13 protein-coding genes are annotated in these 14,210 nt (G+C 53.0%); 9 read left to right on the forward strand and 4 right to left on the reverse strand.

The features are described 5' to 3' along the window. Position 1: 1 nt before the first annotated feature. Complete coding sequence (gene rhlB, locus DB847_RS22535; protein WP_108652675.1) at positions 2-1,273, reverse strand: ATP-dependent RNA helicase RhlB; 1,272 nt, start codon at positions 1,271-1,273, stop codon at positions 2-4. A gap of 114 nt (positions 1,274-1,387) precedes the next feature. Between rhlB and trxA the strand changes: the two genes are divergently transcribed. From trxA to ubiK, 3 genes are all read left to right on the forward strand, one after another. Further along, positions 1,388-1,714 carry a thioredoxin TrxA gene (gene trxA / locus DB847_RS22540; RefSeq protein WP_108652676.1) on the forward strand — a complete coding sequence of 109 codons (327 nt, stop codon included), beginning with the start codon at positions 1,388-1,390 and terminating at the stop codon, positions 1,712-1,714. A 203-nt stretch (positions 1,715-1,917) separates the two neighbouring features. Further along, positions 1,918-3,183 carry a transcription termination factor Rho gene (rho, locus tag DB847_RS22545; RefSeq protein ID WP_108652677.1) on the forward strand — a complete coding sequence of 422 codons (1,266 nt, stop codon included), beginning with the start codon at positions 1,918-1,920 and terminating at the stop codon, positions 3,181-3,183. 47 nt (positions 3,184-3,230) lie between these two features. Then, a complete protein-coding gene (ubiK, locus tag DB847_RS22550) occupies positions 3,231-3,491 on the forward strand; it encodes a ubiquinone biosynthesis accessory factor UbiK (protein ID WP_108652678.1) in 261 nt (86 codons plus the stop codon). 714 nt (positions 3,492-4,205) lie between these two features. Here ubiK and DB847_RS22560 read toward each other — a convergent pair. The 3 genes from DB847_RS22560 to pnuC all read right to left on the reverse strand — a co-directional run bounded on the left by DB847_RS22560 (position 4,206) and on the right by pnuC (position 6,476). After that, on the reverse strand, positions 4,206-4,889 hold the full coding sequence (locus DB847_RS22560) for a Crp/Fnr family transcriptional regulator (RefSeq protein WP_108652680.1): 684 nt from the start codon (positions 4,887-4,889) through the stop codon (positions 4,206-4,208). 121 nt (positions 4,890-5,010) lie between these two features. Then, positions 5,011-5,736, reverse strand: coding sequence for a nucleoside phosphorylase (locus DB847_RS22565; protein WP_108652681.1), 726 nt, complete (start codon positions 5,734-5,736; stop codon positions 5,011-5,013). Further along, a complete protein-coding gene (gene pnuC, locus DB847_RS22570) occupies positions 5,733-6,476 on the reverse strand; it encodes a nicotinamide riboside transporter PnuC (RefSeq protein ID WP_108652682.1) in 744 nt (247 codons plus the stop codon). Before pnuC ends, DB847_RS22565 begins: the two co-directional genes overlap by 4 nt. A gap of 317 nt (positions 6,477-6,793) precedes the next feature. Here pnuC and DB847_RS22575 point away from each other — a divergent pair, with 317 nt between their 5' ends. The 6 genes from DB847_RS22575 to ilvA all read left to right on the forward strand — a co-directional run bounded on the left by DB847_RS22575 (position 6,794) and on the right by ilvA (position 14,148). Beyond that, positions 6,794-7,207 (forward strand): hypothetical protein, encoded by a 414-nt coding sequence (locus DB847_RS22575; protein ID WP_108652683.1) that lies wholly within the window; start codon positions 6,794-6,796, stop codon positions 7,205-7,207. 665 nt (positions 7,208-7,872) lie between these two features. Further along, positions 7,873-9,525, forward strand: a complete 1,653-nt coding sequence (ilvG, locus tag DB847_RS22580; protein WP_108653072.1) for an acetolactate synthase 2 catalytic subunit — start codon at positions 7,873-7,875, stop codon at positions 9,523-9,525. Further along, positions 9,522-9,785, forward strand: a complete 264-nt coding sequence (gene ilvM / locus DB847_RS22585) for an acetolactate synthase 2 small subunit (protein ID WP_108652684.1) — start codon at positions 9,522-9,524, stop codon at positions 9,783-9,785. The genes ilvG and ilvM overlap by 4 nt, the downstream gene beginning before the upstream one ends. A gap of 13 nt (positions 9,786-9,798) precedes the next feature. Next, on the forward strand, positions 9,799-10,734 hold the full coding sequence (locus tag DB847_RS22590) for a branched-chain amino acid transaminase (RefSeq protein ID WP_108652685.1): 936 nt from the start codon (positions 9,799-9,801) through the stop codon (positions 10,732-10,734). Positions 10,735-10,738: 4 nt separating this feature from the next. Then, positions 10,739-12,583 carry a dihydroxy-acid dehydratase gene (ilvD, locus tag DB847_RS22595; protein WP_108652686.1) on the forward strand — a complete coding sequence of 615 codons (1,845 nt, stop codon included), beginning with the start codon at positions 10,739-10,741 and terminating at the stop codon, positions 12,581-12,583. After that, complete coding sequence (ilvA, locus tag DB847_RS22600; protein WP_108652687.1) at positions 12,580-14,148, forward strand: threonine ammonia-lyase, biosynthetic; 1,569 nt, start codon at positions 12,580-12,582, stop codon at positions 14,146-14,148. Before ilvD ends, ilvA begins: the two co-directional genes overlap by 4 nt. The last annotated feature ends 62 nt before the right edge of the window (positions 14,149-14,210 follow it).

Consider the following 14,210-nt stretch of genomic DNA (forward strand, 5'->3'; position numbering starts at 1 on the left):
ATCAACCTTTATTACGATTTACAGCCCTGCGAGATACCGCTGAACGCTGCTGATGTCGGCGCTCACGCTGCATATGGGTTCTGCGTGGTGGCGTCACATCATCCAGCAAAGCATCCTTATCATATTTGCTGACCGGTACCGGGTGATTGATGTAAGTTTCAATCGCAGGCAGGTTAAACACATACTGCTCACACGCCAGGCTGATCGCATGACCACTGGCTCCGGCACGTCCGGTACGACCGATTCGGTGCACGTAATCTTCTGCATCATCCGGAAGATCAAAGTTAAATACGTGGGTCACATCGGGAATGTGCAGGCCACGGGCGGCAACATCGGTCGCAACCAGAATATCCAGTTCCCCTGCGGTAAACTGCTCAAGGATCTTCAGACGCTTTTTCTGTGGAACATCGCCGGTCAGGAGTCCAACCCTGTGCTTATCAGCCTTAAGCCAGGAATAGACCTTTTCACAGCAGTGTTTGGTATTGGCAAACACGATCGCCTTATCCGGCCACTCCTCCTCCATCAGGGTCAGAAGCAGCAGCATCTTGTCCTGATTCGATGGGTAGAATAGCTCTTCTTTGATATGCTTGGCAGTCATCTGCTCAGGGGCAACCTGCAGATGAGTTGGGCTGTTCATATGCTCGTAGGCAAGCTCCTGCACCTTATGAGAGAAGGTTGCCGAGAACAACATGTTTAGACGGTGATCCGGAGATGGCATCCGGCGCAGCAGGAATCGGACATCCTTGATGAAACCCAGATCAAACATGCGATCGGCTTCATCCAGAACCACAACCTGAACCTGGGACAGGCTGATTACCTTCTGCTTGAAATAATCTATGGTGCGCCCCGTAGTACCAATCAGGATGTCGACACCCTGCTCGATACGCTTGATCTGCTTTTCGTAGCTTTCTCCACCGTAAGCCAGGGCAGTCTTGAATCCTGTCTCCTTGGACATGGACTGGGCATCCTGATGAATCTGGATCGCTAATTCCCGGGTTGGCGCCAGAATGACTGCCCGCGGAGACTTAGGATCGCGCTCTTCGGTCAGGGGGTGGGTCATCAGGTAGTTGAAAGTTGCGGCCAAAAATGCGATCGTTTTACCAGTGCCTGTCTGGGCTTGGCCTGCGATATCCTTTCCCTCGACCAGCAATGGGAGTGTCATCGCCTGAATTGGCGTGCAATTATGAAACCCCTTTGCCTCCAGAGCCGTTACAATCTCTGGCTCGAGGCCCATTTGGTCGAATTTTTCTTCGGTTAGATGTGTCTTTTTCATGGTCAAAGCATATCAGGTTAAGCTTGCAATAAGAAACAGGATCATTTGAAATATGGCCATTATTGTCTTTGCTGAGCAACTTCGGCAAGGAAGGCTTACGAATTGGAGTTAATGATGAGTGACAAGATTGTCCATCTATCAGACAGCAGCTTTGAGGCTGACGTGATCAAGGCAGATTGCCCCATCTTGGTTGACTTCTGGGCCGAATGGTGTGGTCCATGCAAGATGATCGCACCGATCTTGGACGAGATCGCTGAAGAGTATGATGGCAAGTTGAAGATCGGTAAATTGAACATCGACGAGAACCCGGAAACCCCGCCTAAGTTCGGGATCCGCGGAATTCCAACACTGTTGCTGTTCAAAAACGGGGAAATTGCCGACACCAAGGTTGGTGCATTAACGAAATCACAGCTGTCCGAGTTCCTGGACAAGAATCTGTAAGTGAAAATCGGGTCCGAAGCACATTTTTCAGTAGAGTGACTTCGGGCTTTGCATCTTTTGTAGACGGACTCGCGGTTTAGTGATAGCCTTCCGGCTGTACAGAGTTCGAACCGAATGTGCCTATCATCCAAGCGGCACCCGGATATCGGTACCATTCCAACTAATCCTTAAGAATTCCAGAAGAACTTTAAGAACCCACCACTATGAACCTCACACAACTTAAGAACACTCCAGTGTCAGAGCTGATCAAGCTCGGCGAAACCATGGGACTGGAGAATCTGGCTCGGGCACGCAAACAGGACATCATCTTTTCCATCCTCAAGGCTCATGCCAAAAGTGGTGAAGACATCTTTGGTAACGGCGTTCTCGAAATTCTGCAAGACGGCTTCGGCTTTCTGCGTAGTGCCGATAGCTCCTACCTGGCCGGTCCGGATGACATCTATGTCTCTCCGAGCCAGATCCGTCGCTTCAACCTGCGCACCGGTGACACCATTGCCGGCAAAATTCGTCCGCCGAAAGAGGGCGAGCGCTACTTCGCACTGCTGAAGATCAGCGAAGTTAACTACGACAAACCGGAAAACTCCCGTAACAAGATCCTGTTTGAAAACCTCACTCCGCTGCACGCCAATGATCGCCTGCGGATGGAGCGTGGTAACGGCAGCACTGAAGATATCACCGCCCGGGTCCTGGATCTCTCCTCACCGATCGGTAAGGGACAACGTGGCCTGATCGTCGCACCGCCTAAGGCCGGTAAGACCATGTTGCTGCAGAACATTGCCCAGAGCATCGCCTATAACCATCCTGACTGTGAACTGATGGTTCTGCTGATCGACGAGCGTCCGGAAGAAGTCACCGAGATGCAACGTCTGGTTAAGGGTGAAGTGGTTGCCTCGACCTTTGATGAGCCGGCATCCCGTCACGTCCAGGTTGCTGAGATGGTGATCGAAAAGGCCAAGCGCCTGGTCGAGCACAAGAAAGATGTAGTGATCCTGCTGGACTCCATCACCCGCCTGGCGCGCGCCTACAACACGGTTGTACCTTCTTCAGGTAAGGTCCTGACCGGTGGTGTGGATGCCAACGCCCTGCACCGTCCCAAGCGCTTCTTCGGTGCAGCACGTAACGTTGAAGAGGGCGGCAGCCTGACCATCATTGCGACCGCTCTGATAGATACCGGCTCCAAGATGGATGAAGTGATCTACGAAGAGTTCAAGGGCACGGGTAATATGGAGCTGCACCTGTCGCGCAAGATCGCCGAGAAACGCGTTTATCCTGCGATCGATATCACTCGCTCCGGTACTCGCCGTGAAGAGCTGCTCACCACTCCGGACGAGCTGCAGAAGATGTGGATCCTGCGTAAGATTGTTCACCCCATGGGTGAAATCGACGCAATGGAGTTCCTCATCGACAAGCTGGCGATGACCAAGACCAATGACGAGTTCTTCGTGGCGATGAAGCGTCAGCAGAAGTAACATCTCTACCGGGAGAGAGCTTACTCTCTCCCCTTGATAAAGGCCAAGTGATGAATCCAAAGAAGCTGGAAGATATCGCAAAGCAGATCCATGAATCCCTGCCTCCCGGCATTAAGAACGTGGGAGAAGAGGTCGAGAAAAAGATCAAGGGGATCCTCCAGGCTCAACTGGGGAAACTGGATCTGGTCACCCGGGATGAGTTTGAAGTTCAGACCCGGGTTCTGCTGCGCACCCGAGAAAAGCTGATCGAGATGGAAAGCCGAATCGAGCAGCTGGAGCAAAAGCTGGAACAACAAGAGCGCGATTAAGCGCTTTTTTGTTCCTTCTATCCCTCGCCCCTAATAAAATCTCTTATAGAAGCACAGCAAGCATGCCAGCGCGGTTGCTGTTGTGGATTCCCAATAGCCACATGCTCCGGCTCCACCTGAAGCCCGCCTATAAACTCCCGTGCCACAGCTCGAGGATTGTTACTAGCAAGCGCATGTCGCACAGTACGTTGTGCTTCCCAACCACCAGGTTCCTGGCTCGCACTCATGATTGAATCCACTGCGCAAGCAGCCTGCAGAGGCAAACGGTGATTGCGAACTAAAGCCGCGAGCTCTGGTTGAATCCTTCCACATATATCCCTTATCTTAATACCATCAAGACTTAATTGAATAGCATGATGTGTAACTTTACTAACGGCGGCATGCTGGTCCGCTTCAGCTTTCGTTTGAAACGTCATTATCTCTGCGTGAGCGCGAGCTAGCTGATTGACTGGGCAAACCTGGCGACCCTCAATATTTACACCTGTATTAGACCTTGGCTCTGGATATTCAAGGCCATGGGCTGCAACATGAGTAGGTGAATTAGATTGGCTAACAAAACTCATATTTCCCTCCAAGTATTTATTTCACCACCTGTATACTCCCTCGCAATAGCCTTCAATTCTTTTGTTTTTTACCTCTCAGGAGTTTTTCAGGTGTTCACCTTAGGACTCATTGCAGCTCTATTAACGCTTAAATTTGAACCGATCCAGAGGGTTACTCCTCAGAAAAGCCAAGAAACTGCAGCAGTTTCTGAAGATCGGCGACCTCCAACCCCTGTTTACCCTTGATCGCGATCCCCTTCTCGATCAGCTCTTTCACCGCTCTGCGGTATACCCGATCTGTGGTCCCAAAGCGCTCGGCCTCAATATCAGTGCGGTTAAAGCCGCCCAGTAGCTGCTGTTTCTGATGCTTTAATAGCAGCTCATGAGCAATGTTATAACTGATCGGATGCAACACCCTTTGGGTATACAGCCCCAGGGCATGTTGAAAGTCATAGGTGATGGCACTGGCAAAAAACAGGGTCAGCTCAGGCTCCTGTAATAATCTTTGCTGCAGTTTTTGAGGACAGATCTGTTGCACCTTAAACTCTTCGAGTGCGACCACACTCCACTGGCAGGGAGTCTGATTGAAAAACTCCATTTCACCAAACAGGTGGTAATAGCAGTCTGTTTCTCCAAGCTGGAAACGGCGGCCATTAGTCGCCGAGATATGCATGGATACCCGCCCCAGTGGCACCAGATAAAGATAGCTAAGGGGATCGCCTTCTCGCAACAGGTATTGGCCACTGATGAGTGGTCGCTCGTGAAGGGTGCAATCATTGAGGGCGCCTTCCAGCCGCTGCTGGTTACGCTCCAGCTCTGGGGTAAAACGCCCTCCCGGGTAGGGTTTCAGTTGCATAGGGTTTCTCAAGGCTGCTGTCAGCCCGAGAATACCCTATCTGGTTGGAGTCACCAAACCAGAGCATTTTCTCCATACATGGAGTCAATGCTGTAATGAGCCGGATAAATCTGAAAGGGCTCTAACTGATCAATGCACTCAGGGCAGCTTGTGCCGCCTTTAATTCGGCGTTCAGTAAGATCTGCTCGCTATTTGCATATTGAGAGATCCCCTGCTGAAGATCTCCCTGATAGCAGACCACATTATTCAGCACTGATCCGGTTAATAGTCCTCGTAGTCGTCCAACTGTAAGCAGGGCGGAGGTCTCCATATCTGCCCCTAAGACACCTTTTTGATGCCAATAGGCACAGATCTCATCCTCCCGATCCGTATAGAAGGAGTCATGGGAACGAACCAGCCCTGAGTGGAAAGGGTGGCCCATTGTACGAAGCTCGTCCGCCATTACCGAGGTTAGCCTGAAATCAGACAGAGCCGGGTACTCGGGTTCAACATAGGCTCGTGACCCACCTTCACAGCGAACCGCTCCCTCGACCAGGATCAGATCGCCCAGTGCGATCTCAGGCTGTAAAGCACCGGCAGAGCCCACCCGGATGATCCGCTCGGCACCACACAACTTGAGCTCTTCTATACCAATAATGGTTGAGGGCGCCCCCATGCCTGTACTACATAAGGTCACGGCCTTATCCCGGTAATAGCCGTTGCATACCCTATATTCCCGATTCTCACTGACTATCTCTGACCTATCCAGTAACCGGGCGATACGATCGACTCGGGCCGCCTCTCCGCAAATCAGAACAGCAGGTGCAATCCACTCAGGTGCACAATTAATATGGGGCTGTAGGCTCATGCGGTCGCCTCCTCAATCCCTCGATTTGATTTGGCTGGATTTTGCCTGGCCTTACCCATCCATTCACGGGCTCCATTGGCCGAGATAAACATCAGGATGAAGTATTCAATGGAGAGCGCGTACACCCCTTGTGCTGCATACACACAGATGCTCACTATGTTAATCAGGACCCACAACCACCAGTTTTCCACGAGTTTACGGGCCATCAGGATCTGAGCAACGATCGAGAGTACGGTAATGACCGAGTCCCAGAAGGGGAATGCATCGGGTGAAATTTTGCTTGCTGGCAAATCGGCGCCCAGCAGATTCATCACATTCACCGACAGGTTCGCCAACGCCTGGAAAACGGGATCGATAAAGCGGGTCATTAAGCCAATCGCGACAAGGCTAACCACAGTGATCACCAATAGCTGTGATCGGTTGAGCCAACGAATTTGCAGCGGCTGACCCGTCTCACCCTTACCATAACTCCAGGCATACCAACCATAGAGGTTGGCGCAGAAGAAAAAGAGCTGAAGCAGCAGATTTCCGTAGAGCTGGATCTGATAAAAGATGATGGCAAACAGGGTGACATTGATCAGGCCAAACAGGTAGTTAATCGTCTTCTCCTGACTGGCAAACCAGATACAGAGCAGCCCACATACAGTACCGACAGCCTCGATCCAGGACATGGCATAGCCACTCCCTATCGGGATATTTACCAGAGTGTGATGGATACTCAACCAATCCAAGATGTTCATAACGAATGCACCAGTAAAGAAATAGTGGAAGCAGGTTAGAGTATCAGCTGCAAAATGAAACGGACTTTTGTCCGGCTTTCCCGACCCGCTTCATGTTTCTGCAAATTGGCACGACACCCAAGGCCCTGTCACCTACAGTCATCTCATAACTCCATGTCGACACAAAATCTATGGATGTGTTAGTTCAGAGGTCCCAGCCCGGGCGATAGCGCCACCCAAAGAGGACTACTCTGTTATCAGCAAAGCGCTTTACAGGGTGTGCTATAACATCAATATGACAGCAGCAGAGCCATAGAAAGCTTTGCATCGGAGGCAAAATGACGCGACCGGCACAGGTCCACGGAAGTTACCAACTCAAACAGCAAGGGCGCTTTTTGCTGTTGACCGTCATTGGGGCCTGGAACAGGGAGTGTGGTGAACGATGCGGTCAGGAGCTAAAGAGCTACATCAGCAGCTATGACTCTCAGGCCTGGGGCTGCCTGATGGACCTTCGCCAGTGGCAACTGAGCACACCTGAGACCTGGAAGACCTTCAATCAGGTTCGGGCCTGGTTTATTGAGCATAATTATCGGGTTGAGGCCATGGTCTGTAGCATGGCAATTCAGAAGCGCATTCTTGAGAAAGAGCGTCTTATCTCCGATAGCTTACAATCCAGACTTTTCACCAATTATCAACAGGCGCTCGACTGGTGTTATCAGGAGTTAGCTAAACACGCTATTCCATTTCATTAAATCAGTGAAACTCTATGAATAAGTGTCTGTAACGGATATTCACCCGCCATGTAAACCGAGTTCAACAAAATCATAAAAACACACCTAAAATCGCCGAAATGCAACGAACGCGACGACATGTTCAACAAAAAAACACTAACATCAAACTCATTTAAAGAGGGATTTGTATTGTGATTTTTACTCCATAACCCCTCTTCTTTACGAAATCAGGACCAATTCCAAACTCTTTTGAGCCGATCCCCCTTATCCGGATGAATAATCATTTCATCACTATTTAAACCCCAAAATAAAGTATAAAACACCAGAAACTCATCCCGGCTCAGCAGGATTATCCTCAATCAAATGGGGTGATATCCAAATAATCAACGAGATATCCAAAAACTTCCATTTCAGGTAAAAAAAGTTACTAAACCCGGTTGTACGCAATCGAAATAGTGTGTTAACAATAAAAAAGACGAACAAAACTTTATAAATGTGACCGACAGATGAAATCTTTTGCCCAATCCATAGTGATTATTATCGTGCTAGTCCTCGTGGTGATTCTCTCACCGCGGCGGGGGTGCTGGGCCAAAGAAAATAAAAAAACCAGAATCAACAACCCCCGCACCGAAAGGTCCGGGGGTTTTTTTTTACCGGGTGATACGAGCCATCGGCAGGAGAAATCGATGACAGGGGCAGAGCAGGTAATCAGCGCACTCAAGCAGCACAAGATTACAACCATTTTTGGTTATCCAGGAGGAACCATCATGCCGGTCTATGATCGCCTGCTGGATACCGATATTGAGCATATCTTGTGTCGTCACGAACAGGGAGCGGCCATTGCCGCCATAGGTTACGCCAGGGCCGCAGGAACCACAGGGGTCTGTATGGCGACCTCTGGACCGGGAGCAACCAATCTCATCACCGGGCTGGCAGATGCCATGCTCGACTCCATTCCCCTGGTCGCGATCACGGGCCAGGTCGCCAGTCCATTGATCGGCACCGATGCGTTCCAGGAGGTAGATGTCCTGGGATTATCCCTGGGCTGCACCAAACACAGCTTTTTAGTTACTGACCCATCAGAGCTTGCTGATGTACTGGAGCAGGCCTTCACCATTGCCAGCTCAGGTCGCCCCGGTCCGGTTCTGGTAGATATCACCAAGGATGCCCTGCTGGCAGAGGTCCCTCAGCAAGAGATCATGAGCATGGAGCCGGTAAAAGCACCAGAACCGGAACACAAACACCTGGTCAGTGCCCGCCAGCTGATCGCCGAGAGCCAAAGACCGATGCTGTATATCGGAGGCGGGGTGGTATTGGGTCAGGCAACCGGGGAGCTGCGCGACTTTATTGATGCAACTCAGATCCCATCCGTGACCACCCTCAAGGCATTAGGAACCGTGCCCTACTGCAGCCCCTACTACCTTGGGATGCTGGGAATGCATGGCAACCAAGCGGCAAACCATGCGATTCAGCAATGTGACCTGCTGGTGGTTATCGGCGCCCGCTTTGATGACAGAGTCACAGGTAAACTGGCCGAGTTTGCCCCCAATGCCAAGGTGATCCACCTAGACATAGATGCTGCGGAAATCGGCAAGTTTCGTGAGGTCTCTGTGCCGATGCGTGGCGATCTTCGTCAATTGTTACCCCATCTGACACTGAATAACTTGCAGCTCAATGAGTGGCAACAGCAGGTGGCTGAGCTCAAGCAGCAGTATGCCTGGCGCTACGATCATCCGGGCGAGCGGATCTACGCCCCTCTGCTGCTCAGACAGCTTTCGGACCGGGTATGTGACAAAACCATCATCACCACGGATGTAGGTCAGCACCAGATGTGGGCCGCCCAGCATATGCAGCCGGCCCACCCGCAAAATTTCATCAGCTCTTCGGGACTGGGCACCATGGGATATGGCTTGCCAGCCGCAATCGGAGCCAAGGAGGCTCGCCCCGAAGATCCCGTGGTCCTCATCACCGGCGATGGCTCCTTCATGATGAATGTTCAGGAGATGGCGACTCTCAAGCGCCGCAAGCTACCAGTGAAGATCTTGCTGCTGGACAACCAGAGACTGGGCATGGTCAAGCAGTGGCAGGAGCTGTTTTTTGAGGAGCGTTATAGCGAAACCGATCTCTCTGATAACCCTGATTTTGTCACCATGGCCCGTGCCTTTGATATTCCGGGGCGCACCATAACCACCAAGAGTGAGGTCCCGGCAGCCATCGAAGATCTGCTGACGTCCTCAGGCTCATATCTACTGCACGTTCGTATCTCGGAACAGGACAATGTCTGGCCACTGGTACCCCCAGGCGCGGCCAACCATAAGATGCTGGAGGGCAACTCATGAACCATCACACTCTGACAATCCAGGCAAACCACAGACCCGAAACCCTGGAACGCCTGCTGCGGATCACCCGCCATCGCGGCTTTAAGATCGAATCGCTGAACATGGAGCAGGATCAGCAAAACGGCCAGCTATGTATCGAAGTCTCAGTGTGCAGTGAACGTCCACTGAAATCTCTGGAAGGACAGATCGCCAAGCTGTGGGATGTGATCCGGGTAGAAGAGAGTAACAGCCCCTCCATCAGACAATCCGCATACGCATAAAGGAATCGAATCAATGACTCACCAAGCAGACTACATCTGGCATAACGGCAAACTGATCCCCTGGCATGAATGTACAGTGCATGTGATGAGTCATGCCCTGCACTATGGGAGCTCTTTCTTTGAGGGGATCCGTTGCTATGAAACGCCCGAAGGGCCTGCTCTGTTTCGACACAAAGAGCATATGCAGCGACTGCTCAATTCAGCAAAAATCTATCAGCTTTCCCTTCCCTACAGCACTGAAGACCTAATGGCCGCTGCCCGCCAGACCATCAGTGCCAATAAGCTCAGTGGCGCTTACATTCGCCCCCTGGCCTTTGTCGGAAATGTCGGGCTGGGAGTCTGTCCACCAAGGGATACCAATCTGGAGCTGATGATTGCCGCATTTCCCTGGGGCACCTATCTGGGAGAAGATGCCCTGGAGCAGGGAATCGATGCCACCATCTCCAGCTGGAGCCGTATGGCTCCAAACACCCTGCCAACCGCCGCCAAGGCAGGCGGAAACTACCTCTCCTCCATGTTGATCGGGGGGGAAGCCAGGCGCAATGGCTATGGTGAAGGGATCGCGCTGGATGTAAATGGCTACGTCTCGGAGGGTGCCGGAGAGAACCTGTTTATCGTCCGTGATGGTGTGTTACATACACCACCGGCGACCAGTGCGATTCTGCCGGGGATCACCCGAGACAGCATCATTACCCTGGCCCGGGACGCAGGGCTGGAGGTTAGAGAGGAGAAGCTGGCGCGTGAATCCCTCTATCTGGCCGATGAGCTCTTCATGACGGGAACCGCCGCCGAGATCACCCCGGTACGCAGTGTCGATGGTGCACGGATCGGCTGTGGCAAGCGAGGGCCAATCACTGAGTTGTTGCAGCAGAAATTTTTTGGATTATTTAATGGCCAGACCGAAGACAAGTGGGGCTGGTTAGATTACGTCGAATCACAGGAGAGCTAAGCCGATGCCCCAGTACCGTTCAGCAACTACAACCTCGGGTCGTCGCATGGCCGGAGCCAGAGCCCTGTGGCGTGCAACCGGCGTCAAGGAGGAAGACTTTGGTAAGCCAATCATAGCCGTGGTCAACTCCTACACCCAATTCGTTCCGGGCCATGTTCATCTGCAGCATCCGGCTGAGCTGGTCGCAGAGGCGATCACTGAGGCGGGTGGGATCCCCCGTGAATTTAATACTATCGCCATTGATGATGGCATCGCCATGGGCCACTCAGGAATGCTCTACTCCCTGCCGTCACGAGAGCTAATTGCAGATTCTGTTGAGTACATGGTCAATGCCCACTGCGCCGATGCCATGGTCTGCATCTCCAACTGTGACAAGATCACTCCCGGAATGCTGATGGCGGCGCTGCGCCTGAATATTCCGGTAATTTTTGTCTCCGGCGGCCCCATGGAAGCGGGTAAAACCAAGCTCTCCGATCAGCTGATCAAGTTGGATCTGGTCGATGCAATGATCCAGGGAGCAGATCCCAAGGTGGATGATGCCCAGAGTCAGCAGATTGAGCAAAGCGCCTGCCCCACCTGTGGCTCCTGCTCCGGAATGTTTACTGCAAACTCAATGAACTGCCTCACCGAGGCCCTGGGGCTGAGTCTGCCGGGTAACGGCTCCCTGCTGGCAACCCATGTGGATCGTCGTCAGCTATTTATTGAGGCAGGTAATCAGATCGTCTCCCTGACTAAGCGCTATTATGAGCAGAATGACAGCAGCGCCTTACCACGCAATATCGCCACCTTCGAAGCCTTTGAAAATGCGATGGCACTGGATATCGCCATGGGCGGCTCCACCAATACGGTGCTGCATCTGTTGGCCGCTGCCCAGGAGGGCGAGGTCGAATTCTCGATGACAGATATCGATCGCCTGTCGCGACAGATCCCAAATCTGTGCAAGGTCGCCCCTGCAACTTCCAAATACCATATGGAAGACGTGCACCGCGCCGGTGGTGTCATGGGAATTCTCGGCGAGCTGGATCGTGCCAACCTGCTTAACACCAATACACACACTGTATTGGGACAGACCCTGGGCGAAAATCTGGAGCAGTTCGATGTGATGCGCCCCGACGCAGAATCGCGGCACGCCTTTTTCCGGGCAGGCCCGGCCGGGATCAGGACCACTAAGGCCTTCTCCCAGGAGTGCCGCTGGGATGAGCTGGACACAGACAGAGCTCTGGGCTGTATCCGTAATCAAGAAAACGCCTATAGCCAGGACGGCGGCCTGGCCGTGCTGTCGGGTAACCTTGCGCCAAACGGCTGCATTGTTAAGACCGCAGGAGTTGCCCAGGAGAACCTGGTGTTTAACGGCACGGCTCATGTATTTGATTCACAAGAGTCTGCCGTTGAGGCGATCCTTGAGGAGCGGGTCAAGGCCGGTGAGGTGGTGGTGATCCGTTACGAGGGCCCCAAAGGGGGGCCGGGGATGCAGGAGATGCTCTATCCCACCAGCTATCTCAAGTCGATGGGACTGGGTACCCAATGCGCCCTCATCACGGATGGACGTTTCTCCGGGGGAACCTCGGGCCTGTCAATCGGCCATATATCCCCCGAGGCCGCCAGCGGAGGGCCGATCGCCCTCATCGAACAGGGCGATCGAATTGAGATCGATATTCCGCAGCGGCGTATCCATCTTGCGATCAGCGATCAAGAGCTTGCCCGACGCCGCAGCGAAAAGGCTGCCCAAGGATATCGGCCCGAATCCCGTCAGCGCCCGGTGTCGATGGCACTGAAGGCCTACGCTAATCTCGCAACCAGTGCCGATCAGGGCGCGGTTCGAGATCGCAGCAAGTTGGAGGCCCTATGACGGCTCAACTCAAGCATTCAGCAACTCCCCAACTGACCAGTGCCGACTACCTGAGGGAGATCCTGATATCTCCCGTCTATGAGGCGGCCCAGGTTACGCCATTGCAGCCACTGGCAAAGCTTTCACAGCGCCTGGGTAATCAGGTGCTACTCAAGCGTGAAGATCATCAGCCGGTCAATTCTTTTAAGCTACGCGGCGCCTATAACATGATGGCTAAATTGCCCCAGGCCGAGCGAGAGCAGGGAGTGATCACCGCCTCGGCGGGGAACCATGCCCAGGGGGTGGCGTTATCTGCCACCAAACTGAAGATGCGGGCGGTGATTGTGATGCCCGCAATCACCCCGGATATCAAGGTCGAGGCGGTTCGCCACCTGGGAGGGGAGGTGATCCTGCATGGTAACAACTTTGACGAGGCAAAGTCCCACGCTGAACAGCTGGCCTCGGAGCAGCAGCTGACCTTTGTTCCCCCTTTTGATCACCCCCAGGTGATCACCGGACAAGGCACCATAGGCATGGAGCTGCTGCAGCAAAACAGCCAGCTTGATTATATCTTTGTCCCGGTCGGCGGCGGTGGAATGGCTGCCGGAGTCTCGGTGCTGGTAAAACAGCTGATGCCACACATCAGGGTCATAGGAGTTGAGGCCGAAGACTCGGCCAGCATGAAGGCCGCCCTGAAAGCTGGCGCTCCGACCCCTCTGTCCCATGTGGGAGTCTTTGCCGACGGGGTCGCGGTGCGCCTGGTAGGCACTGAAACCTTCCGCCTGTGTCAGCAGCATCTGGATCAGGTGATCACCGTGAGTAACGATGAGATCTGTGCGGCGGTCAAAGATATTTTTGATGATTGCCGGGCGGTATCTGAGCCCTCTGGTGCCATCGCCCTGGCCGGGCTCAAGCAGTATGCCTCAAAGCAGCAGCTGAAAAATCAAAAGATGGCAGCCGTTCTCTCGGGAGCAAATGTGAATTTTCACAGTCTGCGCTTTGTCTCCGAGCGCTGTGAGCTTGGAGAGAAGAAGGAGGCGGTACTCGCTGTCACCATCCCAGAGCGTAAGGGAGCCTTTCTGGAGTTCTGCCAGCGCATCGGAGAGCGGGTGGTGACCGAGTTTAACTACCGCTATAGTGATGCCGAGCGAGCCAATATCTTTGTGGGGATCCGCCTGCAACAGGGGGCCAGTGAGCTTCAAGCCCTGATGCAGGATCTGCGCGATGCCGGCTATCCGGTGGCCGATCTCTCCGATGATGAGGTTGCTAAGCTACATGTTCGCTATATGGTCGGTGGTAAGCCATCGCGAGCGATCCGCGAGCAGCTCTATAGTTTTGAGTTTCCGGAGTGCCCCGGTGCCCTGCAGCGCTTTTTGCAAACTCTGGGTACCCATTGGAACATCACCATGTTCCACTATCGTAATCATGGTGCGGACTATGGGCGGGTTCTGTGTGGATTTGAGCTGAACCCCGAGGATATTCTGCCTTTTTGTAGCCATCTTCGCCAACTTGGTTATAACTGGCGCGATGAAACCGGCAACCAGGCCTGTCAGTTCTTTCTCAGCCCTGGCGCTTCTGATGCCTGATAAGCGTTTAAACTTCCAACAAAAAGCCCCACTCAGCAGGTGGGGCTTTTTTATTGGGGAGA

The organism is Dongshaea marina, assembly GCF_003072645.1.
In the GTDB taxonomy this organism is placed as follows: domain Bacteria; phylum Pseudomonadota; class Gammaproteobacteria; order Enterobacterales; family Aeromonadaceae; genus Dongshaea; species Dongshaea marina.

Excerpts from the sequence above, each read along its gene's own strand:
- rhlB (WP_108652675.1), bottom strand. The coding sequence starts at position 1,273 with ATGAAAAAGACACATCTAACCGAAGAAAAATTCGACCAAATGGGCCTC.
- trxA (WP_108652676.1), top strand. The coding sequence starts at position 1,388 with ATGAGTGACAAGATTGTCCATCTATCAGACAGCAGCTTTGAGGCTGAC.
- rho (WP_108652677.1), top strand. The coding sequence starts at position 1,918 with ATGAACCTCACACAACTTAAGAACACTCCAGTGTCAGAGCTGATCAAG.
- DB847_RS22560 (WP_108652680.1), bottom strand. The coding sequence starts at position 4,889 with ATGCAACTGAAACCCTACCCGGGAGGGCGTTTTACCCCAGAGCTGGAG.
- DB847_RS22565 (WP_108652681.1), bottom strand. The coding sequence starts at position 5,736 with ATGAGCCTACAGCCCCATATTAATTGTGCACCTGAGTGGATTGCACCT.
- pnuC (WP_108652682.1), bottom strand. The coding sequence starts at position 6,476 with ATGAACATCTTGGATTGGTTGAGTATCCATCACACTCTGGTAAATATC.
- DB847_RS22575 (WP_108652683.1), top strand. The coding sequence starts at position 6,794 with ATGACGCGACCGGCACAGGTCCACGGAAGTTACCAACTCAAACAGCAA.
- ilvG (WP_108653072.1), top strand. The coding sequence starts at position 7,873 with ATGACAGGGGCAGAGCAGGTAATCAGCGCACTCAAGCAGCACAAGATT.
- ilvM (WP_108652684.1), top strand. The coding sequence starts at position 9,522 with ATGAACCATCACACTCTGACAATCCAGGCAAACCACAGACCCGAAACC.
- DB847_RS22590 (WP_108652685.1), top strand. The coding sequence starts at position 9,799 with ATGACTCACCAAGCAGACTACATCTGGCATAACGGCAAACTGATCCCC.
- ilvD (WP_108652686.1), top strand. The coding sequence starts at position 10,739 with ATGCCCCAGTACCGTTCAGCAACTACAACCTCGGGTCGTCGCATGGCC.
- ilvA (WP_108652687.1), top strand. The coding sequence starts at position 12,580 with ATGACGGCTCAACTCAAGCATTCAGCAACTCCCCAACTGACCAGTGCC.